21 protein-coding genes are annotated in these 22,295 nt (G+C 69.3%); 11 read left to right on the forward strand and 10 right to left on the reverse strand.

The genetic code is table 11. The features are described 5' to 3' along the window. Nucleotides 1-62: 62 nt before the first annotated feature. Nucleotides 63-671, forward strand: coding sequence for a type VII secretion system-associated protein (locus AB0M48_RS12205; protein WP_363839576.1), 609 nt, complete (start codon nucleotides 63-65; stop codon nucleotides 669-671). A gap of 463 nt (nucleotides 672-1,134) precedes the next feature. Further along, a complete protein-coding gene (locus AB0M48_RS12210) occupies nucleotides 1,135-2,340 on the forward strand; it encodes an amidohydrolase family protein (protein WP_363839579.1) in 1,206 nt (401 codons plus the stop codon). Between the two features lie 49 nt (nucleotides 2,341-2,389). Here the strand turns inward: AB0M48_RS12210 and AB0M48_RS12215 are convergent, their stop codons facing one another. The 4 genes from AB0M48_RS12215 to ugpC are packed head-to-tail and all read right to left on the reverse strand — an operon-like array spanning nucleotide 2,390 to nucleotide 7,123. Beyond that, nucleotides 2,390-3,301, reverse strand: a complete 912-nt coding sequence (locus AB0M48_RS12215; protein WP_363839582.1) for a carbohydrate ABC transporter permease — start codon at nucleotides 3,299-3,301, stop codon at nucleotides 2,390-2,392. Then, the gene (locus AB0M48_RS12220; protein WP_363839585.1) at nucleotides 3,298-4,629 is read right to left on the reverse strand and encodes an ABC transporter permease subunit; all 1,332 of its coding nucleotides are present in this window, start codon (nucleotides 4,627-4,629) and stop codon (nucleotides 3,298-3,300) included. The genes AB0M48_RS12215 and AB0M48_RS12220 overlap by 4 nt, the downstream gene beginning before the upstream one ends. Next, complete coding sequence (locus tag AB0M48_RS12225) at nucleotides 4,626-5,915, reverse strand: ABC transporter substrate-binding protein (RefSeq protein WP_363839588.1); 1,290 nt, start codon at nucleotides 5,913-5,915, stop codon at nucleotides 4,626-4,628. Before AB0M48_RS12225 ends, AB0M48_RS12220 begins: the two co-directional genes overlap by 4 nt. Continuing rightward, the gene (gene ugpC / locus AB0M48_RS12230; RefSeq protein WP_363839591.1) at nucleotides 5,915-7,123 is read right to left on the reverse strand and encodes a sn-glycerol-3-phosphate ABC transporter ATP-binding protein UgpC; all 1,209 of its coding nucleotides are present in this window, start codon (nucleotides 7,121-7,123) and stop codon (nucleotides 5,915-5,917) included. Before ugpC ends, AB0M48_RS12225 begins: the two co-directional genes overlap by 1 nt. 210 nt (nucleotides 7,124-7,333) lie before the next feature. Between ugpC and AB0M48_RS12235 the strand changes: the two genes are divergently transcribed. After that, a complete protein-coding gene (locus tag AB0M48_RS12235) occupies nucleotides 7,334-8,614 on the forward strand; it encodes a HAMP domain-containing sensor histidine kinase (protein WP_363839594.1) in 1,281 nt (426 codons plus the stop codon). Between the two features lie 370 nt (nucleotides 8,615-8,984). Further along, a complete protein-coding gene (gene otsB, locus AB0M48_RS12240; protein ID WP_363839598.1) occupies nucleotides 8,985-11,552 on the forward strand; it encodes a trehalose-phosphatase in 2,568 nt (855 codons plus the stop codon). Between the two features lie 52 nt (nucleotides 11,553-11,604). Here otsB and AB0M48_RS12245 read toward each other — a convergent pair whose 3' ends face one another. Continuing rightward, the gene (locus AB0M48_RS12245) at nucleotides 11,605-12,162 is read right to left on the reverse strand and encodes a LuxR C-terminal-related transcriptional regulator (protein ID WP_363839601.1); all 558 of its coding nucleotides are present in this window, start codon (nucleotides 12,160-12,162) and stop codon (nucleotides 11,605-11,607) included. 222 nt (nucleotides 12,163-12,384) lie between these two features. Here AB0M48_RS12245 and AB0M48_RS12250 point away from each other — a divergent pair, with 222 nt between their 5' ends. Next, on the forward strand, nucleotides 12,385-13,065 hold the full coding sequence (locus AB0M48_RS12250; RefSeq protein WP_363839604.1) for a response regulator transcription factor: 681 nt from the start codon (nucleotides 12,385-12,387) through the stop codon (nucleotides 13,063-13,065). A gap of 7 nt (nucleotides 13,066-13,072) precedes the next feature. Here AB0M48_RS12250 and AB0M48_RS12255 read toward each other — a convergent pair whose 3' ends face one another. Beyond that, complete coding sequence (locus AB0M48_RS12255) at nucleotides 13,073-13,696, reverse strand: response regulator transcription factor (RefSeq protein ID WP_363839607.1); 624 nt, start codon at nucleotides 13,694-13,696, stop codon at nucleotides 13,073-13,075. Between the two features lie 166 nt (nucleotides 13,697-13,862). Between AB0M48_RS12255 and AB0M48_RS12260 the strand changes: the two genes are divergently transcribed. Then, the gene (locus AB0M48_RS12260; protein WP_363839610.1) at nucleotides 13,863-14,012 is read left to right on the forward strand and encodes a hypothetical protein; all 150 of its coding nucleotides are present in this window, start codon (nucleotides 13,863-13,865) and stop codon (nucleotides 14,010-14,012) included. 267 nt (nucleotides 14,013-14,279) lie between these two features. Here the strand turns inward: AB0M48_RS12260 and AB0M48_RS12265 are convergent, their stop codons facing one another. The 3 genes from AB0M48_RS12265 to AB0M48_RS12275 form a co-directional block, all read right to left on the reverse strand. Then, nucleotides 14,280-15,719, reverse strand: coding sequence for a DUF6461 domain-containing protein (locus AB0M48_RS12265; RefSeq protein WP_363839613.1), 1,440 nt, complete (start codon nucleotides 15,717-15,719; stop codon nucleotides 14,280-14,282). A gap of 69 nt (nucleotides 15,720-15,788) precedes the next feature. Further along, nucleotides 15,789-16,463 (reverse strand): LuxR C-terminal-related transcriptional regulator, encoded by a 675-nt coding sequence (locus AB0M48_RS12270; RefSeq protein ID WP_363839616.1) that lies wholly within the window; start codon nucleotides 16,461-16,463, stop codon nucleotides 15,789-15,791. Nucleotides 16,464-16,660: 197 nt separating this feature from the next. Continuing rightward, nucleotides 16,661-16,954, reverse strand: coding sequence for a hypothetical protein (locus AB0M48_RS12275; RefSeq protein WP_363839619.1), 294 nt, complete (start codon nucleotides 16,952-16,954; stop codon nucleotides 16,661-16,663). A gap of 341 nt (nucleotides 16,955-17,295) precedes the next feature. On the opposite strand from AB0M48_RS12275, the gene AB0M48_RS12280 reads away from it, so the two are divergent. Beyond that, a complete protein-coding gene (locus AB0M48_RS12280; protein ID WP_363839622.1) occupies nucleotides 17,296-17,451 on the forward strand; it encodes a hypothetical protein in 156 nt (51 codons plus the stop codon). A gap of 105 nt (nucleotides 17,452-17,556) precedes the next feature. Here the strand turns inward: AB0M48_RS12280 and AB0M48_RS12285 are convergent, their stop codons facing one another. Continuing rightward, a complete protein-coding gene (locus AB0M48_RS12285) occupies nucleotides 17,557-19,899 on the reverse strand; it encodes a pyruvate dehydrogenase (protein ID WP_363839625.1) in 2,343 nt (780 codons plus the stop codon). 159 nt (nucleotides 19,900-20,058) lie between these two features. Here AB0M48_RS12285 and AB0M48_RS12290 point away from each other — a divergent pair, with 159 nt between their 5' ends. The 4 genes from AB0M48_RS12290 (at nucleotide 20,059) to AB0M48_RS12305 (ending at nucleotide 22,173) form a co-directional block, all read left to right on the forward strand. Continuing rightward, nucleotides 20,059-20,520 carry an Lrp/AsnC family transcriptional regulator gene (locus AB0M48_RS12290; RefSeq protein WP_363839628.1) on the forward strand — a complete coding sequence of 154 codons (462 nt, stop codon included), beginning with the start codon at nucleotides 20,059-20,061 and terminating at the stop codon, nucleotides 20,518-20,520. Between the two features lie 186 nt (nucleotides 20,521-20,706). Then, nucleotides 20,707-21,513, forward strand: coding sequence for a methyltransferase domain-containing protein (locus AB0M48_RS12295; RefSeq protein ID WP_363839631.1), 807 nt, complete (start codon nucleotides 20,707-20,709; stop codon nucleotides 21,511-21,513). Between the two features lie 33 nt (nucleotides 21,514-21,546). Beyond that, on the forward strand, nucleotides 21,547-21,828 hold the full coding sequence (locus AB0M48_RS12300; protein WP_363839635.1) for a GntR family transcriptional regulator: 282 nt from the start codon (nucleotides 21,547-21,549) through the stop codon (nucleotides 21,826-21,828). A gap of 207 nt (nucleotides 21,829-22,035) precedes the next feature. Further along, nucleotides 22,036-22,173, forward strand: coding sequence for a hypothetical protein (locus AB0M48_RS12305; RefSeq protein ID WP_363839638.1), 138 nt, complete (start codon nucleotides 22,036-22,038; stop codon nucleotides 22,171-22,173). Nucleotides 22,174-22,295: the final 122 nt, after the last annotated feature.

The raw sequence follows: 22,295 nt of genomic DNA on the forward strand, positions 1-22,295 counted from the left end.
TGCGACATCCTCGCAGAACAGGATCTCCACCCGCTGAGCCAGGTCCGACGACAGGGAGCGACATGAGCACGGCGGGCGATGACCGGTCCGGTGATCGGCGAGCGGACCAGCCCGCCGACGAGGACCAGTGGGTGTTCCTGATCGATCCGGCCTGGCGGCCGAAGGCGACCGCCGAGACCTCGCCGGACGAGGGGCCGCAACCGGCTGAGGTCGAGGCGCCGCCGATCGAGGCCGTCGTCGGAGGCTGGCTGGTCGCTGCGGACGGCACCGTCGGGCGGTTCGACGCGAACCCTGGGTACGTGCCGTCCCGGCCAGGGTCACCGACCGACCCCGTCGACGCGACGTTGCAGCTCTTGACGCGCGGAGAGGTGGATGCCGACGCGCTGTTCGCCGTGATGAGGGAATGTGTGTTCGACGTGGCGCTGGACCAGGAGGACCGGCCGATCATCGCGCCATCGCCGGACGACGTCCCCTCGCTGCTGGTGTCGACCGCTCCCGTGCAGAGGTTCCGCGTGCACACCGACCGCTGGCGCACCGGGGTCACCGCTGAGGAGCTGGCGGAGCTGTTGCTGGAGTACGGGGTCGACGTGCTGTTCAACCCCGGCGGGCCGGCGTCGATCCGGTTGATCGGCGACGTGTTCGCCAAGAGTGTGACCGCACAGGAGAAGTGACTCGCCGGTCCTTCACGCCCGCGAGCGGAACACCCTGCGCCCGCAGGCCTGCACGTGGCGAAGGCCGAGTCGTCGGCGGCTTCGACGACAGGGCGGACAGAGTCACTCACGCGCTGCTGAAGGCGCAGTCCGTCGGCGCAGCCTTCCGGGATCTCCGGTATGTCCGCGAGTTCGTTGCCGCGCATCGGGAGCTTGGCGTGGGCCCGGGTTCTCCCGTCGCGTTCCGATCGCGGAGCGGTCCCCTCGTCTGCCCCGGTGTGTGATGACGGCGACTTGGTTTCGGCTCGGTGGGACCGTGATTCGTGTCCGCCGGTGAATGAACCGCGCGTGAGTGCGCCGCGACGTTCCGTGCGAAGCATCCTGAACCAGACGGAGTGGCGCCGAGAGCCTTTCGCGGTCTGCGAGCGTCCATTCTGGACTGTCGACGCCTTCGGCGAGCGTATAGGGGAAGAGAGGCTGTCGCGTGAGCGTTGGTGCTTTCGCATTGGTCGGTGGAATGCTGTTCGACGGCAATGCGTTCCGTGGAGGTCCCGTCAGCATCGTGGTGCGCCACGGCGTGATCGAGGAGATCAGCTCCACACCGCCCGAAAACGTCCCCGTGACGGACCTTGGTGAGGACGCTTGCCTGCTGCCCGGACTGATCGACACGCACATGCACCTGGCCTTCGACGCGAGCCTGGACCCGGTGAAGTCGGCCCGCGAAGCCACCGACTCGGAACTGTACGAGTCGATGCGGCGAGCCGCTCGCAAGGCCGTGTACGCGGGTGTGACGACGATTCGCGATCTGGGAGACCGCGAGTACCTGTCCCTCGACCTGCGGGACGAGTTGGCGAAGGACGTTCTGTCGGGGCCGGAGATCCTCGCGGCGGGACCGCCCATCACCACTCCCGGCGGTCACTGCTTCTTCCTCGGCGGGGAGACCTCTCCGGACGCGGAGTCGCTGATCTCGGCCGTTCGCGAGCGGCACGCGCGCGGCTGCTCGGTCATCAAGGTCATGGCCAGCGGCGGCAACATGACACCGGGATCGCTGCCGTTCGAGTCGCAGTTCAGCAGTCAGCTGTTGAAGGTCGTCGTCGACGAGGCGCACCGGCTGGGCCTTCCCGTGGCGGCGCACGCGCACGGTGTGCAGTCGATCGAGGACGCGATCGCGTCCGGAGTGGACTCGATCGAGCACGCGTCGTTCGTCGGCGAGCAGGGCAGTGATCCGCAGCCGCGGCTGATGGAGGCCATGGCGGCTCGCAACGTCGCCGTCAGTGCCACTCTAGGGTTCGACCCGGCCGGCATGGCCGCGATGTTCAAGGTCATGAGCCCGGAACAAAAGGTACAGCTTGAGGCCGTGAGGGCGGCTCAGGAAGCGGCGCTGCGCGGGCTCTTCGAGCACGGGGTGAAGGTCACCATCGGTTCTGACGCGGGTATCGCTCCCCTGAAGCCGCACGACGTGCTACCTCACGGGCTCGTGGAGATGACTCGGTACGGGTGGTCGGCGAGTGAGGTGCTGACCGCGGCGACCAGGGACGCGGCGGAGCTGTGCGGTGTGGCCGGCAGGAAGGGTGAGCTGCTCGTCGGCGCTGACGCGGACATACTGGTGGTGCGGGGCAACCCGAGCGTGGACCTGCAGCGGCTTCTTGACATCCGTGCCGTGTTCCGGGTGGGGCAGCGAGTTCGATGACGTGAGGGCCCGTGCCGGGCACGGGCCCTCACGTGTGCGTGGACGAGGCTCACTTCGTGGAGCCGGCCAGCACTCCCTGCACGAAGTACCGCTGGAACGCCAGGAAAACCGCCAGCGGCACGATCATCGACAGGAACGCGCCGCTCGCCAACAGGTCGATGTTGGTGCCGAACTGGCGCAGCTGACCGCGCAGCGCCACGGTGATCGGTGCCGAGTCCTGGTCGGCGAACACCAGTGCCACCAGCAGGTCGTTCCACACCCACAGGAACTGGAAGATCGCCAGCGACGCGATCGCCGGTTTGGCCACAGGCAGGATCACCCTGCGGAAGATCACCCACTCCGTGGCGCCGTCCATGCGCGCGGCCTCGATGAGGTCGCGCGGGATGCCGGTGAAGAAGTTGCGCAGCAGGAACACCGCGAACGGCAGACCGAACGCGACGTGGAAGGTCACGACGCCGGCGATGGTGCCGAACAGGCCGAGCGCGCCGAACAGCTTGGCCACCGGGATGAGCGCGACCTGAACGGGCATCACCAGCAGGGCCACGACCGCGGTGGTGAGCCATACGCGTCCGGGGAACTCGATCCACGAGAGCCCGTACGCCGCGAGCGCAGCCAGCACGACGACCAGGACCGTCGACGGCACCGCGATGTAGACCGTGTTCAGCAACGACTGCAGCACCGTCGAGTCGCTCAGGAGCGCGGCGTAATTGTCCATGGTCAGCTCGGCCGGCTTGGTGAAGATCGTCCACCAGCCCGACGCGCTGTTCGCCCGTTCGTCGCGCAACGACGCGACGAACAGGCCGAACACCGGCATCATCCAGAACAGCGCGACCAGGGCGAGCACGACTTGGACCGTGCCGTTGCCGAGCTTGGCCACCGCACGCGACAGCACACCGCGCCGGGGCGTTCCCGACGTGCGCAGCTCGACGACGCGCGGAGGTTCTTCGAGGAGGGCGGTCACGTCTGCTCCCGGCGGAATCGGCGGATGTTGAACAGCATCGCGGGCGCCACGAGCAGGAACAGCAGCACGGCCAGCGCGCTGCCCGCGCCCTGGTCGCCGCCGGATCCGAAGGAGACCTGCCACATCTGCAGCGCGAGCACGTTCGCCTCCTCCTGGACTGAACCGGGCGCGATCACGAACACCAGCTCGAAGATCTTCAAAACGTTGATCACCAGTGTCACGAACACCACCAGCAGGACAGGCGCCAGCAACGGCACGGTGACCCGCCGGAAGACCTGCCACTCCGTCGCACCGTCCACTCTGGCCGCCTCGAGCGCGTCCCTCGGGATCGCGGACAGCCCGGCGGCGATGAACGTGATCGCGAAGCCGGTCATGATCCAGATCCACGACGAGATGATCACCGGCGTGATCAGCGACGGCCCCAGCCACGTGAGGCCGCGGAAGGGCAGGGAGAAGTTGTCTGCGGGAAGTCGCAGCGTGATGTCGCGGCCGACGAGGTCGGGGAACGTGAACACGCCGTCCGACCCCGTCATCGTGCGTGCGACGACGGCGCCGTCGGCCACCGCCTCGACCGTCACGCCCGGCATCCCGCGCTCTCCCGGGTCCGCCTTCCCGGAGGTACCCGCCGCGGAGACGTCCAGCCACACGACGCCTCGCAGTTCTCCGGCCACCGCGGCGGGGGAGCCGACGGGCTCGGCCTGCTCCGGCGCCTGCTGGGGCGGGAACCCGACCAGCGGAACGGTGACCATCTCGCCGGCGCGGTGCTTCGACGCCGTGACGTAGCCGTCCGCTGTCGGGGTGAGCTGTGCACCCTCACGCGGCCTCGCACCGGGATAGGACGAGGGCGTGCTGAACACGTCGTGCATCCCGACGGCGACGGCGTTCACGATGCCCTGGTCGGGGTCCTCCTCGTAGACGAGCCGGAAGATGATTCCGGACGCGAACAGGGAGATGGCCATCGGCACGAACAGCACGAGCCGGAACGCCGTGGCCCAGCGGATCCGTTCCGTCAGCACGGCCAGCACCAGTCCGAGGCCGGTGACCGCCGCCGGAGCGACGACCACCCAGATGACGTTGTTCCTGAACGCCGTCAGCGTCCTCGCGTCGGTGAACAGGTCGACGTAGTTGCCGAGGCCGACGAACTCCTCGCCCGAGCGGTCGAAGAAGCTCCGCACGAGCGAGTACAGCAGCGGGTACACGACGAGCGCGCCGAGCACGAGCAGGGCCGGCAGCAGGAAGGGAACGGCGTGGCGCGGCGAACGGCCGGGGGTCGGCTCCGGCCGCGCTCGCCTGAGCCAGTCCGGCGGCGGCTTGGTCGCTGAGGTCATCTCTTGAACGCCTTCGCTGCTTCTGCCTCGAGCCGCTGCATCGTGGCGTCGACGGTGGAGGGATCGGCCAGGAAGTCCTGCAGCGCCTTCCACTCACCGGCGCCCTTGGTCCCGCCGAACGCGGCGGGCGCGAGGTCGGACATGTCGAAGCGCACGTTGTCGCCCGCCTGCACGAGCTGCTTGGCGAGTTCACGCGTGACGTCGTCGGGGTAGACGTCGGACGACACGTTCTTGTTGGGGGACAGGAACCCGCCGAGCTTCGCCCACACCGTCGCGGCCTCAGCGGAAGCGAAGTACTCCATCAGCGCGGTCGTGGCGGTGTCGTCCTTGAACTGCACGGCCAGGTCACCACCGGCGACCACGGCGTCCTTGCTGCCCGAGATGGACGGGAACGGGAAGAACCGGGCTTCGGTTCCCACCTCGGAGCTGGTGTTGGTGGAGATGACGCCGGACACGAAGTCCCCTTCGAAGACCATCGCGGCCTTCGGCGGGGTGCCGAACACGTTCGTGACCGACTTCGGGAAGTCCGTCTGCAGCGCTCCTGCGGCTCCACCCGCGATCAGCTGAGCGTTGCCGAAGAGCTGGGCGAGCGTCTGCAGGGCCGTCCGCACCGTCGGGTCGGTCCACGGGATCTCGTGCCTGCTGAGCTTGTCGTAGTTCTCCGCCCCCGCGGTGCGCAGGTAGACGTTCTCGAACCAGTCGGTCAGCGTCCAGCCGTCGGCACCCGCGATCGACACGGCGGCCTGGCCGGCCTCGCTCAGGGTGCGTCCACCCTGCAGGAACTCCTCCCATGTGCGCGGCACTCCGACACCCGTCGTGGCGAAGGTGTTGCTGTTGTACCAGACCGTCGACTTGTTGGCCGCCTTGAAGTACACGCCGTAGAGCTTTCCGTTGACGCTGCCGAGTTGCTTCCAGGCACCGGCGAAGTTCGCGTCCACGGCCGAGGCCACATTCCCGGTGACGGGCTTCAGCTTCCCGTCGGTGGCGTAGCGGGCGACCAGGCCAGGTTGGGCGACCAGCGCGATGCTGGGTGCCGTCCCGCCCTGCAGCCGCGTCTCGAGGACGGTCGGCAGCTCGTCACCCGCCGCTGTGTACTCCACCTCGGCGCCGGTCCTCTTCTCGAACTGCTGCAGGACTTCTTCGAACCGCGACTGCTCGTCGCCGGACCAGGTGCCGACCACCTCGACGGTCTGCCCGCTCAGCTCGCCGGTGGCGGGTGTGCTGGCGGAGCACCCTGTCGTGATCGTGAGTGCGGCCGCGAGCCCTGTGAGCGCAAGGGATCTCATCAGTGTTCTCCTGACGTCGTCGTCCAGACGGAAGATCCGGTGACCGGATCGAAGAAGTGCAGCCGGGACGTGTCGACCCAGACGGCGATCCGTTCGCCCTCGTAGGCACGGGTTCGCGGGGAGAACCGTCCTACCAGGACGGTGCTCCCGCCGTGGGACGGCAGGTCGGCGGTGCCCGCGTCCTCGGCGAGCAGGCGGGTGTCCTCGGTGCTGGCGGGCGGGGCGTCGACCGGGAAGTGAACCAGCACGTCCGATCCCATCGCTTCGACCAGGTCCGCCACGGAGTGCAGGATCTGACCGTCCTGCGCTTCAGCGAGGGCGGCGTCCTCCATGTCCTCCGGCCGGATGCCCAGGATCACCTCGCGGTCGACGTGAGCGGTGAGCGCGGGGCGCGTGTGCAGCACGGATTCCGGCAACAGCAGGGTGTCGGAGCCGAGCGACGCCCAGTACCTGCCGTTGACGTGCTCCAGCCTGGCGGTGACCAGGTTCATGCCGGGAGAACCGATGAACCCGGCGACGAACAGGTTCACCGGGCGGTCGTAGAGCTCCTGGGGCGGACCGACCTGCTGGAGCACACCACGTTTCATCACCGCCACCCGGTCTCCCAGCGTCATGGCCTCGGTCTGGTCGTGCGTCACGTACACCGTCGTGACACCGAGTTCGCGCTGGACTCGGGCGATCTGGGCGCGCATCTGCACACGCAGCTTCGCGTCCAGGTTGGACAGAGGCTCGTCCATCAGGAACGCCTGGGGTGCACGGACGATGGCCCGGCCCATCGCGACGCGCTGTCGCTGTCCGCCCGACAGGTTGCGGGGCTTGCGGTCCAGGTGCTCGGACAGCTCCAGCATCGTCGCGACGTCGCGCACCCGTTCGTCGATCTCCTGCTTCGGCAGCTTGCGCAACGTCAGCCCGAACGCGATGTTGTCGTACACGTTGAGATGGGGGTACAGGGCGTAGGACTGGAAGACCATCGCCACGTCGCGGTCCCTGGACGGGATGTCGTTGACGACCCGGTCGCCGATCCGCACGAACCCCTCGGTGATGTTCTCCAGGCCGGCGATCATCCGCAGCGCGGTCGTCTTCCCGCAGCCGGACGGACCGACGAGCACGAGGAACTCACCGTCGCGGATGTCGAGGTTCAGCTCCTCCACCGCGCGCGTGCCGTCCGCGTACGCCTTGCCGAGCCCGGTGAGGACTACTTCAGCCACACCTTCTCCTCGCCTTCTGCCCATGCTTCTCGCTGTCCGGATCGAACTGTGGGCAGGACCGTAAGGTGGCTTCCCTTAAGCGCCCCTTAAAGGCAGGACACGGTTCAAATCGTGCGGAACCTGGCGTTGATCCGGCCGCAACGGCGTTTACCCTGCCGTCATGCCGTACCTGCCGACCGGAACCGCCGACGGGGAATGTGTGGTGCCGCGATGAAGCGGGAGATGACGAGGTCGCTGATGTTCGCGGCGAGCACCGTCGGGGTGGCGCTCCTGGTCGCCGCCGCGGTGCTCCTGGTGCGGACGAGGGCCTGTGCGGCCGAGATGTCGGACAGCCAGGACGTCGCGACGATCAGCGCCGTCGTCGCCGTGACCGCCGAGCCCGACCAGGTCCGTTCCGCGGTGGCCCGCACCAGGGCTGGACGCGAGGGCAGGATCGCCGTGCACCTCGCGAGCGGAGGGACGATCGGGTCGGGCAAGGCCGCTCGAGCCGAGGTGTCGGTCGCGGCCGCCGGCGGGCCGGTGCCGGCGTCGTGGCGGGTGCTTCCCGGCCGGGCGGTCGTCGAGTTGTCCGAGCCCGCTTCCATCGTCGACACCTGGGTGTTGCCTGAGCTGGTGGTTCTCGCTCTGATGGGCTTTCTGGCGACCGTCGTCGCGGTCGTGGCGGGCAGGCGGCGGTGCGCTCCGCTGGTGCAGGACCTGTGCTCGCTCGCCGACACCGCACGGGACGGCAGGATCCGCGTGCGTGCCACCGGCTCCGGTGAGCTCGCCGACCTCGTGGCCGCCCTGAACGAGGCGGCTGACCGGGTCGAGCGGGCGCGTGCGGGGGAGCGGGAGATGATCGCTGACGTGTCGCACCGCCTGCGCACTCCGCTGACCGCGTTGCGGCTCGACGTGGAGGCCCTGGGCGACGGTGTGCTCGCGAGGAGGATCCGCGGCGCGGTCGCCGCGCTGGATCGCGACGTGGACCGGATCATCGAGTCGCTCCAGCCGGCCGAGCCTCGGCTCGTGCCCTGCGACCTGGGAGCGGTGGTCCGGGCGCGTATGGGCTTCTGGGCGCAGCTCGCGGCCGACCAGCACCGGTGGTGCGACGTGAACGTGCCGGACCGCCCCATGTCGGTCGAGATCGCGGCGGACGTTCTCGGCGCCGCTGTCGACACGGTGCTGGACAACGTCTTCCAGCACACCCCTTCGGGCACGCCGCTGGCGGTGGAGGTCTCCGCGCACGCGGGGTGGATCACGCTGGTGGTGGACGACGGGGGCCCTGGGGTGTCCGCGCCCGCCGAAGCGGTGCTGCGGCGGAGCAGCGGTGGCGGATCGACCGGTCTGGGGCTCGCCATCGCCCGTGCCGCGGCGGAGACTACGGGTGGGTCGCTGCACGTGGAGCGGGGAAGGTTGAACGGCGCCCGTGTCCGGATGCGGTTCGGCGAGGCGGGCCGGACGTGGCGAGGCTCGGAGCCGCGGGCGTGGCGGCTCTGGCAGGGTGCTCGCTGAACACGGTGCCTGCCGCCCCAGCCTTCGGGCGGCAGGCCGCAGCCGGCGCGCGATCGGGGTCGACCGCGCGAGGTGCCCGTGCAGCGCTCCTTCCGCGCCTTGAACATCGGCCGCTGCGGATCTCTCCTCCGCCGTCGCTGCGTGATCAAGAAAATGCATGTTGCCGACTTCTGTCAAGAAAACGCGCGCAACCTTAGGGGACCTTCAAAAGGTAGTAACGAAACCCTTGTGGGTGTTGAGGTGTGCGCGGTGATTGGGAAGAGTCCGCGTGTTGAGAGCAAGGATGTTCAGTTCGGGGGCGTTCCGCGCTTGTGCCGACCGTGAATTCCGGAAGGCGTGAAATTCTGCCTTGTTCCTGGAGGAGAGCATGATGACCGCTGCCACCACGGCCGCGTCCGGGTTCGACCCCACTCCTGTCGCGTCCTTGCCGGCCGGACTCAGGCAAGCCCTGGCGTCGCTGGCCCGGACGCCGCACCTGCTGGTGGCGACCGACTACGACGGAACCCTCGCGCCGATCATCGACGTGCCCGAGGAGGCCGTGCCCGACTCGCGTTCGGTCGCCGCCCTGCGGTCCCTCGCCACGTTGCACGAGACGACCTGCGCGGTGATCTCCGGCCGGGCCCTGCGTGATCTCGCGGTGCTGTCCCGCCTGCCCGGCGAGGTGCACCTGGTCGGCTCGCACGGGTCGGAGTTCGACATCGGCTTCGTGCACGCGCTGCCCGAACAGGCTCGCAGGACGCTCGCCGGGCTGACGCGCGAGCTCGACGCGCTGGTCAAGGTGTCACCCGGCGCCGCACTCGAGGTCAAGCCCGCGAGCGTGGCGGTGCACTACCGCAGGTGCTCCGAGTTCGTCGGACACCGGCTGGTGAACGTGCTGCATTCCGACTTCGCCGGGCGCGAGGGGGTGCAGGTCACCACGGGCAAGGCGGTGGTCGAGTTCTCGGTGGTGGAGACGGACAAGGGTCAGGCGCTCGACATCCTGCGCCGCCAGGTCGGCGCCACCGCGGCGATCTTCCTGGGCGACGACGTGACGGACGAGAAGGCGTTCGCGCGCCTGTCCGGCCCGGACGTCGGCATCCGCGTGGGCGCGGGCGAGTCGCTGGCCGAGCACTACGTGTCCGACCCGTCCGACGTCGCGACCGTGCTGGCGTTCCTGCTGGAGGAACGGCGGGCGTGGCTGCACGGCGACCAGGCGGTGCCGATCGAGCGGCTGACGATGCTCGCGAACGAGCGGTCGGTCGCGCTGGTCACGCCGGACGCCAAGGTCAACTGGCTGTGCCACCCGGAACCGGACTCCGCGGCGATCTTCGCGGACCTGCTGGGCGGGCCGGCCGCGGGCCACTTCTCGATCAAGCCGGAACACGGGTCGCTGCCGCTGGGCCAGCGCTACCTGCCCGGCACGATGATCGTCGAGACCCGCTGGTCGCGACTGCTGGTGACCGACTACCTGGAGCACGACCTCGCGTCGCACCGCACGGACCTGGTGCGGCGGATCTCCGGCTCGACCAACGCGGTGATCACGTTCGCGCCGCGGCCCGAGTTCGGCCAGGTGCCGGTGCGGTTCATCCGCAAGCGCGACGGCCTGCGCGTCGTCGGCACGTCGGACCCGATGGTGCTGCGCTCGCCCGGCGTCGACTGGGAGATCACCTCCGACGGCCAGCAGGAGACCGCGCGTGCCGTGGTCCGGCCGCGTGAGGGTGCGCCGGTGCTGCTGGAGCTGCGCTGCGGCACCGACGAACTCTCGAAGTCCGATGTGGACGAACCTTTCCGGCACCTGCGTGCGACGTCCTACTGGACGGACTGGCTGGCCACGCTGACACCGCCGACCCTCGAGCGCGAACTGGTCCTCCGCTCCGCCTTGACGTTGCGCGGCCTCGTCCACGTCCCGTCCGGCTCGATCATGGCGGCGGCCACCACGTCGTTGCCCGAGGAGCTCGGCGGCGTCCGCAACTGGGACTACCGCTACTGCTGGCTGCGCGACGCCGCCATGACCGCCGCCGCATTGGTCTCCCTCGGCTCCTTCTCCGAAGCGGAGGGGTTTCTGGCGTGGCTGCACGGCGTCCTGGAGACCATTCCGGGTCCGGAGCGGCTGCACCCGCTGTACACGCTGCACGGCACCCAGCTCGGTGCGGAGGCCGTCATCGACACGCTGCCGGGCTACGCGGGCTCGCGCCCGGTGCGCGTCGGCAACCTCGCCAACCAGCAGGTGCAGCTCGACGTGTTCGGCCCGGTCGTCGACCTGGTCGTGCAGCTCGCCACCGCCCGCGGCGCGCTGTCGGACGCCGACTGGGCCATGGTCCAGGCGATGGCCGAGGCCGTCGCACGGCGCTGGCATGAACCCGACCACGGCATCTGGGAGGAGCGGCACGCGCCGCGCCACCACGTGTACTCGAAGGTCATGTGCTGGCTGACCATCGACCGTGCCATCAAGCTCGGCGAGCAGTTCGGCCGCCCGCTCGACCCGTCCTGGGTGCCACTGCGCGACACGATCGCCACCGACGTGCTGAAAAACGGCTGGAACGACGAAGTCCAGTCCTTCACCACGGCCTACGACGGCGACGACCTCGACGCCGCGTCGCTGTTCGTCGGCCTGTCCGGCCTGATCGACCCGGCCGACGAGCGCTTCCAATCCACCGTGACCGCCATCGAGGCCGAGCTGCGCTCGGGCTGCACGGTGTACCGGTACCGGCGCGACGACGGCCTGCCGGGCGACGAGGGCGGTTTCCACCTCTGCGCCGCCTGGATGATCGAGGCCTACCTGCTCACCGGCCGTCGCACCGAGGCCGAGGAGCTGTTCGGCCAGATCATCGCGGCCGCGGGCCCCACCGGCCTGCTGCCCGAGGAGTACGACCCGGTCGCCGAGCGCTCGCTGGGCAACCACCCGCAGGCGTACTCGCACCTGGGCCTGATCCGCTGCGCCCAGCTGCTCTCCCAGTAGTAGCACCTGGCCGCCGCGGTCCACTCAGGGCCGCGGCGGCGCGTCGGGAGGATCAGGGGACTCCGGCCAGTGCCGCGCGGGCGATCGCCTCGCATCGGTTGCGTGCGCCGCATTTCCTGAGCACCTGGTCCACGCGCGCGGTGACCGTCCGAGGTGACACGGAGATCTGCCGCGCGATCTCCTCGGAGTTCCAACCCAGCGAAAGCAGGCGGAGAAGTTCGCCGTCCTGGTCGTCCAGGGCGGGCAGAGGGCGGTCGGGGACGGCCGAGCGCGCCAGGCACAACGCGTCCGCCAGCATCTCCGCGTTCACGCGTTCACCCCGTTCACGAGCTTCGGCCGTATTGATGACCTCGTCGACCAGGCGATCGCGGTTCATCGCTGCACGAGGTACCAGGCTCACCACCCGTGCTCGCACCGCTTTCGACACCGCGGTGTCGGGCATGTTGTCGAGGACCAGCACCACGACCGCGCCCTCACGCCGCGCGCCGGCTCCGAGCTGAGCCAGGAAGGTCTGGTCCACCAGACTTGCGACGGCGACGTGCACCTCCGCAGCAGGACAATCCGCATCGGAGGTGGTCGTGATGCCCGGTTCGGAGGCCAACCAGCTCACGATTCCAGCGCTCACCACCGGATCGGCTTGCACCACTCGCACACGAATCACTTCGGGACCGTCTTCCGTTCATGCGTCTTCCCCCTGCGGACACCGATTCCGTCACCTTGTTGCACAGGTTCCCGGCCAGGTCGGTCTCCCGCCCCCGCGCCAGGCACTATCACGCCAGGCACCGTCTGCGGCGGATGCCGATCGGCATCGACCACGGCATGTGAGGCTCCTATGCACTCCGTTCTGCTCGTCGAAGACGACGAGGCCATCAGAGCCGCCCTGCACAGGGCGCTGACCGAGCGGCAGTACTCCGTCGTGGCCGTGGGCACCGCGGCGGAGGCGTTGCGGGAGACCGCCGCCCGCCCGGTCGACATCGTGCTGCTCGACCTCGGACTCCCCGATCTGGACGGCAGCGCCGCGCTGCGCATGATCCGCGGTGTCAGCGAGGTCCCGGTGATCGTCGTGACGGCCCGTCGAGGCGAAGCCTCCATGGTGCAGCTGCTGAACGCCGGCGCCGACGACTACGTGGTCAAGCCCTTCTCCGCGGAGAACCTGGTCGCGCGCATGAACGCGTTGCTGCGGCGAACGTCCACATCGGCCACACCCGCGAACGGTGTCGTCAACGCGGGGGCGTTGCGGATCGACCAGTCCGAGCGGAGGGCGTGGTTCCGGGGAGAACGGCTCGAACTCACCCGCCGCGAGTTCGACCTGCTGGTCTACCTCGCGGAGCGGCCGAATCGCGTGGTGAGCAGGCGTGAGCTGTGCGAAAGCGTCTGGGGCGGCAACGCCAGCGACCAGACGATCGACGTGCACATGTCGTGGCTGCGCCGCAAGCTGGGCGAGACGGCTGCGAAGCCGCGTCACCTGCACACGGTTCGTGGCATCGGGGTGAAACTCGTGGTGTCAGTGTGATCATCGTTCAGATCACGCCCATCTTCGTCGCGTAGGCGATGGCGTGCGCACGGTTGCGGAGGTCCAACCGGGTGAGCATGCTTTGAATGATGTTCTTCACCGTGCGCTGGGAGAACCACAGCGTGTCGGCGATGTCGGCGGTGTCCTTGCCTTCCGCGAGCATGACCAGCACGTCGATCTCGCGTAGCGTCAGGCCGGAGCTGGTGAGACCGATGGGGCGCAGCACCTTCTCGTTCAGCCGCCGCACCTCGGCCAGCAGGGGCGCGAGGAGGTGCTCGGGGAGGACGACCGATTCTGAAGCGACAGCACGGATCGCGGCGGCGAGTCCCTCCTCTATGGACTCGGTCATCTGCACGATGGCCATCACCCCGCACTCGACGGCGGCCAGCAGCTGCGACTCGCGCATCTCGCGGACCACGAGGACGATCGGCGCGGTCGAGCCGGGCTCGTCGTGCAGAAGGGCGCGCAGGTGACTGGTGGAGACGCGTTCCTGCGCCACCACCAGCACATCGGCGTCGTGCAGCAACTCGTCCGGGAGCACCTCGACCGCCGGGCACTCGTGGAGGAGTGCGGTCACACCGGCGTGAAGGATGGGATCGTGGGAGAGCACCCCCACGACGGTCGGCTTCACCAGACGATCTCCTCTTCAGCTCACATCCATGATGGAGCAGGCACGCTTAACGGTTCCTTATGAGAAGTTCACGATTGCCCGTGAACCGGCGTACCGCAGAGGTTTCAGCACCTCGCCGATCGCCACGAGCACACTGGCGGAGGTCGGCAGCCAACGTTGGTCGGTTATGGGTGGGTTCGCCCACCGGACCCGGCCGTACCCGGTCTCGGTCGGCGGTAGCGGCACCTCGTGCGGCGGGCGCAAGAAGCCCACCCCCGGCGGTGCGACCGACGCCGCCAAGGGGGCGGAACCGGCCTCGGCCAGGAAGATCCACTGAACCGTTTCGCCGGGTATCGCCAGGACAGGTCCACACGAGTCACCCAGCACCGGGTGAGAGCACGCCGCACGGCCGATCTCCGCCGTGGTCGTGATCCCGATCCACCCGGCGGGCAGAGGCAGGACGACCGCAGATCCTGCCTGACGCGCGGGCCATGCCATCAGGAGCTGGTAGTCGACGGCGTACATCTTCGCGCTGCCTCCGTGTCCACTTCGGACTTCCGCCACAGTGGACGCCAGGGGAGGGCTTGGTCGGCGCACGGCGCGCTCAGCCCCATTCAGAGGAAACGGCGCCCAGGTGCTCCCCCGCGAAGTCCTCCGGCTCGGGCACGATCCCGGCCGCGAGGCAGGCGATCTCCAGGGCAGGAGGAAGGAAGTCGCCTTCGTCCTCGTCCTCGCGGTACTCGCCCAGCCCGATCCGCGCCATGAAGGCCACGAACGCGCTCGGGTCCACACCCTCGGGAGCAGGCTCTCCGCCGGCCAGTTCGTCGTGGTCGTCATCGGAGTAGACGGCGAGTGCCTTGCCGTCGCGGTGCCATGCGAGGTGAGTGCCGTCCATGCCCTCGTGGAAGACGATGGCTTGTGTGCCCGCTGACATCTCGGTTCCCCGGTACACGCCCTGGTAGCCGTTCGGCTCGATCACCGCGACCCATCCGCCCACGGGTACCGCCAGAGCACTGCTCCCATTCTCGTCATGTTCGGGGTAGGCGGCGGAGACGGCGTCGTCGTAGGTCATCGACGTGATCGCGTCCGCCTCGGCGCCCAGCCGCGACAACGCCTCGCGCCCGTCGACCCCCTCGACCCACGTGATCGTGAAGAAGTCGGAGAGATCCAAGGAGTCGAACCAGTCCTTCGCCATCCCGCTGCCTGCGGGGCGTGCAGGCTTGGCGCTCTCCTCCAACTCCCTCGCCGCGAACTCGCGTTCCACCCCGGCCAGCCGGGTCTCCTCCGCGGCGGTCCTGGTGATGTCGATCTCGCTGCCGTCCTCGCCCACCAGCACCACGTCGCCGACATCGCGGACGACCACTTCGGACACCACGACGGTGGACGCGTCCAGCCGCATGCGACCCGTCCACCTCTGCAGGACGGTGGAGTCGGTACCGGCGCGCAGCACACCGTCCTGTCCGAGCGAGAGCACTGCTCCAGGGGCACCGATCCAGGCGGACCACACCGTGCGGTACCCGCCGGGCGCCTCGGGGGTCGTGTGCAGCTCGCACCTCCCGTCGGGGTTCTGGGACAGCGCGTACTGCCCGTTCGGCGACACGATCGGACCCACCAGCACCTCCCCCACGCCCAGGCGGTCACCGCGCGCAGGCGTGGAACAGGCCGTGAGCGCCGCGTCCACCGGGTCCCTGCTCCAGCGCTGGTTGCCGTCGGCGTCGACGAGGACCAGGCGTCCGTCGTCCTGCACCAGCGCCGCGACCACCTGGCGGTCGATCCGTCCCGACGACCACACGGGAACCCCGGTGGCCGTGCGAAGCACCAGGAGTCCTTCGGTCAAGAGGTACAGCCACGCCTGCTCCGAGCCGGGCACGCTGACCTGCCAGAGGTCCTCGGAGGCGAGGTTGTCCCGGAACACCAGCGTTCCGTCGGTGCGGTGTTCCAGGGCATACGCCCCGTTAGGGGAGACCAGGGACTGGCCGAACAGGTGGTCCCCGGCGTTGAGCACGGTCTTGCGGGCTTCCATCTCGTTCCTCGTCTGTCTCATCACGACGGTTCGTCGCGGTTGCGTCGCCGATCTGGTTCACGGCGGATCACCGCCGTGCGGCACCAGCCGTCAGATGGCGCCCACCCTGAGGGCGTAGGAGACGGCGTGCGCCCGGTTGCGGAGCTTCAGGCGGCTCATGACCTCCTGCATGATCTTCTTGATCGTGCGCTCCGAGTAGTTGAGCTGCTGCGCGATCTGGGCGGTGTCGTCGCCCTGCGCGATCAGCTTGAGCACGTCGACCTCCCGGGTGGTGAGCCCGCCGGCGGCGAGCCCCTGAGTCACGAGGAGGTTGGTCTGCAGGAAACGGATCTCGTCCGCGAGCCACCGGGTGAGCTTCTCCGGTAGGACGGCCCGGCCGTGCGATGTCGCGATCAGCGCGTGGGCGATCTGGCGCGGGGTGATGTCCTTCCTCGGCAGAATGGCCACGACGCCCGCGGCGAAGATCTGCGCCAGGTGGCGCTCGCGCAGCGGCCCGGCCACCAGCACCGTGCGCTGCGACGGGTTGAGGGTTCGGTGGGAGATCATCGCGAGCTCGTCAACCAGCGTGTCCGTGACGTTCTCGGCGAACACGAGTGCGACGTCCGCCATCTCGCGGTCGGCGCCGGCCGCAATCTTGAGCTCCGGCGACAGGGCCAGCTGCGGCACCAGTTCGCTCGCGACCACGTGGTCGTGGACGTGCACCGCGACCTGGACGCGGTCGGACGTCTGGGATACGGCAGTTTCGGGGAGGGTGCAAATGCTCACGGTTGGGGGCCTCTCGTCCAGCTGCGGCGCCTCGCCGCGATGCCAGACAACCAATCGCCTGTCGACATCGTGTCAACGACGCGTCAACGTGCGCGTTGACGTGCGCGTTGACGCGCGCGTTGACGCGCGGAAGGCGCAGGTCAGAGCTGCCCGCCATCGGGACTGTAACTCGCGGGCCCGTGCGTGTCCTGGAGCGCTCAGTGCGCGTCCCTCTCGGTGCACGCCGACGCTCGCGGGGGAGCTGGGGGCGTTGATGAGGGCGTGTCCTCGCGTACGCCGAACTTCAGTGCGTGCGCGTTGTGCACGTGGTGTTCGAGGAGTTCGGTGTGGAACTCGACAGCCGGGGCGTCGCCGCGTTCGACCGCGGCCATCAGCTCGTGGGCCGTGGCAGTCGCCATCCTGAGCTCGAACAGCTCGGGCAGGGCCATCGTCTCCCCGGACCTCGCCAGAATCCTCTCGAGACCGAGCAACATGTCTTCGAACTCGCTCACGTCAGTGTCCTCGTCATTGTTCGCGCGATCCCCCCACGACAGTTGGTGATCATGCTGGGGTGAACGTTTCCCGACTTCAACGGCCGGGCGCCGGTTCGCGGGGGATCAGCCCTTTCCGCGCCCTGTTCCGTGTCCGCCCGATCCTCCTCGGGCCGGCCGCCGAGTGTGGTGATCGCCCCTGCGGGGCGGGTCGACCCCTTGAACGTGCACTTTCGGGTCGTCTGGAGAAGGCCTTCTTGATCTGTGGTCGCCGCACTCCAACACTCGCTTCGACCTGGTGCCGTTCCAGGTCGAAGCAGGTCGCTGCGCCGGGCTTCCGCCCGGCAAGAATTGGAGCGAACATGATCAAGTCAGCGAACCGGGTCCGCCGGTCCATCGTCATGTCGGTGGTCGCCGCCGCGCTGCTGGGCGCCGCAGCCGTCGGTGCCACCAGCTTCGTGGCGGACGACTCGTCGACCACGAACCTCGCATTCTGCCGGCGGATGTACTGCCTCTAGATCCGCCGAAGCGCTCTCCTGGCACCTCGTCCGTGTGCCGGGAGAGCGCTTTTGCGTTGTCATCCGTGCCGTGGCGGAGCGTGGAGGTCGGAGCATCCCGCGAGGTCACACCACCTGGGTCACGTCGAGCGCCGCGGCGATGATGCTGTCGGTATCCAGGCCGTGGGCGCGGTGCACGCTCTCGAGATCACCGGACTGCCCGAACTCGGTGACGCCGAGGTGGACCGCGCCACGCCGGGTCAGTCCGGAGAGGAACGCGAGCGTGTGGGGGTGTCCGTCGAGGACGGTCACGAGGGGTGCCGCACGGTCGGCGGGGAACAGCGCGTCCAGGATCCACGTCGGCGCGTCACCCCGCCCGCCGCGCGCCAGCACGGCCCGGAACAGCAGATCGGGACTCGTGAGGCAGAGGACGTCCGCCGCCACGCCGAGATCGCCGAGGCGGTCTGCCGACTGGAGGGCCTCGGGGACGAGTGCGCCCACGGCCACGATGACGACGTCCGGAGCGCCCGCCGCACGGCGCAGCGCGTACCCGCCCGCGACCACGTGGCGGCGCCGGCGTTCTCGCGCCGCCGGGTCCGCCGGGACCGCCGCGAGCGACTGGTCGACGGGGCGCGTTGACAGGCGCAGGTAGGCCGACGTCCCGCCGGGCCGCCCGAGCTGTCCCAGCGCGGAGAGCAGGCACCACTCGGTGTCGAGGGCGAAAGCCGGTTCCCACGTGGTGCAGCCCGGCTGCTCGACACCGATCGACGGCGTGGTGATGGACTGGTGCGCGCCGCCCTCGGGAGCGAGCGTGACCCCGGAGGGGGTGCCCACCAGGATCGACTGCCCGCCCGCGTAGATGCCGAACGACCACGGTTCGAGCGCGCGCGTGACGAACGGGTCGTACAGCACGCCGACGGGCAGGAGCGGCTGTCCCCAGCGGCTCCAGGTGGCGCCGAGCTCACCGAGCAGCCCGACCAGGTTCGTCTCGGCGATCCCGAGCTCGACGTGCCGCCCGGACGGGCGTTCGCGCCAGTGCAGGACCGTCTCGCCGTCGTCGTGGAACCAGTTGACGCGCTCGCTCGTCGCCCACACGCCCGCCTTGTTGACCCAGCCGCCGAGGTTCGTGCTGGAGCTGACGTCGGGAGAGACCGTCACGACGCGGGCTCCGGCCTCGGGCGCGGCGCGGTTCAGGTCGAGCAGGGTCCTGCCGAGCGCGGACTGCGTCGTGGCGGTTCCGGCCGGTGTGCGGCCGAGGTCGGCGGGCACTGTGGGCGGAGGAGTGGTCTGGACGGGTTCGCGGCGCAAGCGCCGCGCGGCGCGGGCGCACAGGTCGGCGGCCGCGGTGCCGGCGGCGAAGCGTTGCCACGGCTGGTCGGGGAAGACCCCGCAGCGGGCGGCCAGTTCCTCCATCTGAGCGGCGTTGAGCAGCGCGGAGTGGTTCTGCGGGTGGCCGGCGGTGGGCAGGCCGTTGCCCTTGACGGTGTAGGCGATGATCACCGTGGGCCGCGAGTCGTCGATCTCCTGGAACGCGGTGCGCAGGGCGGCGTGGTCGTGACCGCCGAGGCCTCGGACCGCCTCGGTGAGGCGGGCGTCGTCGATCCCGTCCAGCAGTGAGGCGATCAGGCCGGCGTCCGGTCCGGGGCCGGGCAGCAGGGCGCGCAGCCGGTCCGGCGTGTGGCGCAGCAGGCGCTGGTACTCCGGGTTGCTCATCGTGTCGATGCGGTCGCGCAGGGCGGCTCCGCCGGGGAGCGTGAAGAGCTCCTCCAGTGCGGCGCCGTACTTGACGGTGATGACCTGCCAACCGGCGGCGGTGAAGAGCGCCTGCACACGGCCGGCACCGGCCACCGGCAGGACGCGGTCGAGCGACTGTCGGTTGAAGTCGACGATCCACACGACCTCACCGAGGTCCGAGACCATCGGGTCGAGAATCGCCTCCCAGACCGCGCCCTCGTCCAACTCGGCGTCGCCGACCAGCGAGTACTGGCGTCCCCTCGGCTGCTCCGCGAAGTGGCTGCCGATGTAGCGCCGTGAGAGCGCACCCCAGATCGGCGCGGTCGCCCCGATGCCGACGGAGCCAGTGGAGTAGTCGGCGGGGACAGGGTTCTTGGTGCGCGACGGGTAGCTCTGCAGGCCTCCGAAGGAGCGTAGCGTGGTGAGGTGCTCCTCGTCGAGCTGTCCGAGCAGGTACTCGATGGCGTGCAGCACGGGGGAGGCGTGCGGCTTGACCGAGACCCTGTCCTCCGGTCGCAGGTGCTCGAACCACAGGGCGGTCATGATGCTCGTGATGGAGGCGCTGGACGCCTGGTGGCCGCCGACCTTCATGCCGGAGGCGTTGGGGCGAACCCTGTTGGCGTGATCCACGATCGCGGTCGACAGCCACAGCACCCGCTGCTCCACGGCACGGAGCACGTCCAGGTCGGTAGTCGCGTTGTCACCGATGTGCGAGGCGGGGCTGAACGTGGTCATCTGCCGTCCTGGTGGTGGGTCGGGGTTCCTCGGACGAAGTGGACCAACGGACTTCGGGCGCCGCAAGCATTACGCGTGCTTTGCGCGGACGACGCATTTTTCGTTCCCCTGACAGCTGTTGTGCTGCTGGAAAACTGCGCGACTGGTTACCATTCCCGCGTGGCGGACTCCGGCGCACTCGACGACCTCGATCGTGCCATTCTCGCGTTGCTGGTCGAGGACGGGCGTCGATCCCTTGTGGACATCGCCGAGCGGGTCAGCCTGTCGGCGGCTCCGGTGAAGCGGCGCATCGACCGGCTGGAGAGGCTCGGTGTGATCACCGGTTATGCGGCGCTCGTCGACCACGGCAAGCTCGGTGCTGGACTGGAAGCCTTCGTGGAGCTGCGGTTCGCCGGTGACGTCATCGTCGAGGAAGCGACGGACGCGTTGATGAGGATCCCGGAGATCCAGGAGATCCTCACCGTCGCGGGTGATCCTGACGCCTTGGCGCGCGTGCGGTTGAACGACATCGCTCACCTGCGGGACGTGATCGACCGGATGCGGCACGGCGGCGGGGTCATCGGCACGAAGACCTTGATCGTAGTGGGCAGGAAGCGCCGCGGAGCCCGTTCGATGCACTGAGCGGCCCCAATATCGCGGCACGTAGGTGCAGCGCGCTTGTACATCCCGCACCTGCCGCTGAGCATGTGGATGTCTGCGGAGAACGCCGTTCAAGGGGCTTGTGGCAGTTCGGCTTCGCGTTGCCGGTGGCAGCGCTCGGCGTCCGTCGTCTACACGGGAACGACGTAGTTGAACAGCGAGGACAGCGTGAGAGGTGCCGGGCGGACCGAGTTCCGTGGAGCGTTCGACGCCGCGGCTGCGGACTTCACGGCTCTGGGACGGCACCTGTGGGAACCGATCGCGGCCGTGGCGGTCTCGGTGGCCCGCCTCCAGCCGGGTGAGCGCGTTCTCGACGCCTGCTGCGGGACCGGCGCCTCGGCGATCCCCGCTGCCCGGCTCGTCGGCCGCCGCGGCCTCGTCGACGCCGTCGACCTGTCGGAGCCCATGATCGGCGAGTTGTGGTGGTTGTCGAAGGACCTGCCCCAGCTTCGTGCCCACCGCGCCGACGTGACCACCTGGAGCGCCGGTGGCTACGACGTAGTGCAGTCGGCGCTCGGCATCTCCTGCTTCCCCGACATGGCCGCCGGAACCGAGCACCTGATCAGCCTGGCACGCCCCGGTGGCCGGGCGGTCTTCACCATCTGGCGGGACGGGGCGATGCTGGCGGCCGACCGCCACCTCCGCCGCGCGATCACCGAGGCCACGGGCACTCCGCCGCCGCGGCCCCGCCAACCCCGGCCGGTCGAGCGGATCAACGAGGTGGACAAGTACGCGGCCTGGCTGCGCGGACGGGGACTCGCCGATGTCGAGGTCGCGGTGAACCGGCTGACGCTGACGATGACTCCCGAAGTGGCGTGGTTGGTGATCGCCGGGTCCGGGTTCCGCGCTGCGCTGGCCAAGGTGCCCGCGCACGCATTGGACACCGTTCGCGAGCTCTACCTCGCGTCGTTGCGCGATGAAGGCATGGCGGAACTCGACGCCACGACTCTGATCGGCAGCGGTCGTCTTTGTTGAACCGCCGAACGGGGCCACAGTGGTCGGCGGCGAATGGCCGGGTGCAGGAGTTCCTGTTTCGGGGCGATATTGACACATCTTAAGCTCGACCACGTTCAAAATACTGGATATGGGTCGCTCGGCGAGCGCGCGGCCGCAGAGATCTGGGCTGCGATCGTGAGTGGTGAGCCGGAGCCGGGCGCCGCGATCAAGGACGCGGAGCTGGCGGCCGAGCTGGGCCTGTCCCGGACTCCGGTCAGAGAGGCCTTGGCCAGCTGGCTGATGAGGGTCTCGTCGAGAGCAAACCCCATAGCTACACCAGGGTCACCGCGCTGACCCTGCAACCGGTCCGCGACGCCCTCGTCGTCGTGCAGGCGATGCACTCGCTCGCCGCACGCCTGGTCGCGCCGGCGACGACCTGGCGGCGAGCGACGCGTTCATCGGCGCGCTCGACGCGAACGACACCGTCGCGGCGTTGGCGGCCGACGACCAGACCAGTTCCACGCCGCGGCAGTTCTTCGTTGCGGCAACCAGGTCGTCGAGGTGACGATCGACCGCTTCACCGCCGTCGTGCGTAGGGTGGAGCACCAGCGGATCATCGAGGCCTGTGAACAGCACGACGGCCAGTTGGCGGCCTGCCTGGTGGACGAGAACTGGCGCACCTCGTTCGAGGCGCTGTAGCCGAGCCGCTCCGGTCAGGCTTTCGGCGAGTCCGGCCGAGTTCAGGCCTTGCGGCGGCGTGCCACGAGCAGGGCCGCGCTACCCCGCACCGAGCAGCGCCACACCACCTGCCAGCCACCACG

This window comes from Lentzea sp. NPDC051208 (genome assembly GCF_040682435.1).
In the GTDB taxonomy this organism is placed as follows: domain Bacteria; phylum Actinomycetota; class Actinomycetes; order Mycobacteriales; family Pseudonocardiaceae; genus Lentzea; species Lentzea kristufekii.

What these genes read in the sequence shown, in the direction of transcription:
- AB0M48_RS12205 (WP_363839576.1), top strand. Translation starts at nt 63, where the DNA reads ATGAGCACGGCGGGCGATGACCGGTCCGGTGATCGGCGAGCGGACCAG.
- AB0M48_RS12220 (WP_363839585.1), bottom strand. Translation starts at nt 4,629, where the DNA reads ATGACCTCAGCGACCAAGCCGCCGCCGGACTGGCTCAGGCGAGCGCGG.
- AB0M48_RS12225 (WP_363839588.1), bottom strand. Translation starts at nt 5,915, where the DNA reads ATGAGATCCCTTGCGCTCACAGGGCTCGCGGCCGCACTCACGATCACG.
- AB0M48_RS12235 (WP_363839594.1), top strand. Translation starts at nt 7,334, where the DNA reads ATGAAGCGGGAGATGACGAGGTCGCTGATGTTCGCGGCGAGCACCGTC.
- otsB (WP_363839598.1), top strand. Translation starts at nt 8,985, where the DNA reads ATGACCGCTGCCACCACGGCCGCGTCCGGGTTCGACCCCACTCCTGTC.
- AB0M48_RS12250 (WP_363839604.1), top strand. Translation starts at nt 12,385, where the DNA reads ATGCACTCCGTTCTGCTCGTCGAAGACGACGAGGCCATCAGAGCCGCC.
- AB0M48_RS12260 (WP_363839610.1), top strand. Translation starts at nt 13,863, where the DNA reads ATGGGTGGGTTCGCCCACCGGACCCGGCCGTACCCGGTCTCGGTCGGC.
- AB0M48_RS12265 (WP_363839613.1), bottom strand. Translation starts at nt 15,719, where the DNA reads ATGAGACAGACGAGGAACGAGATGGAAGCCCGCAAGACCGTGCTCAAC.
- AB0M48_RS12280 (WP_363839622.1), top strand. Translation starts at nt 17,296, where the DNA reads ATGATCAAGTCAGCGAACCGGGTCCGCCGGTCCATCGTCATGTCGGTG.
- AB0M48_RS12285 (WP_363839625.1), bottom strand. Translation starts at nt 19,899, where the DNA reads ATGACCACGTTCAGCCCCGCCTCGCACATCGGTGACAACGCGACTACC.
- AB0M48_RS12300 (WP_363839635.1), top strand. Translation starts at nt 21,547, where the DNA reads ATGGCCGGGTGCAGGAGTTCCTGTTTCGGGGCGATATTGACACATCTT.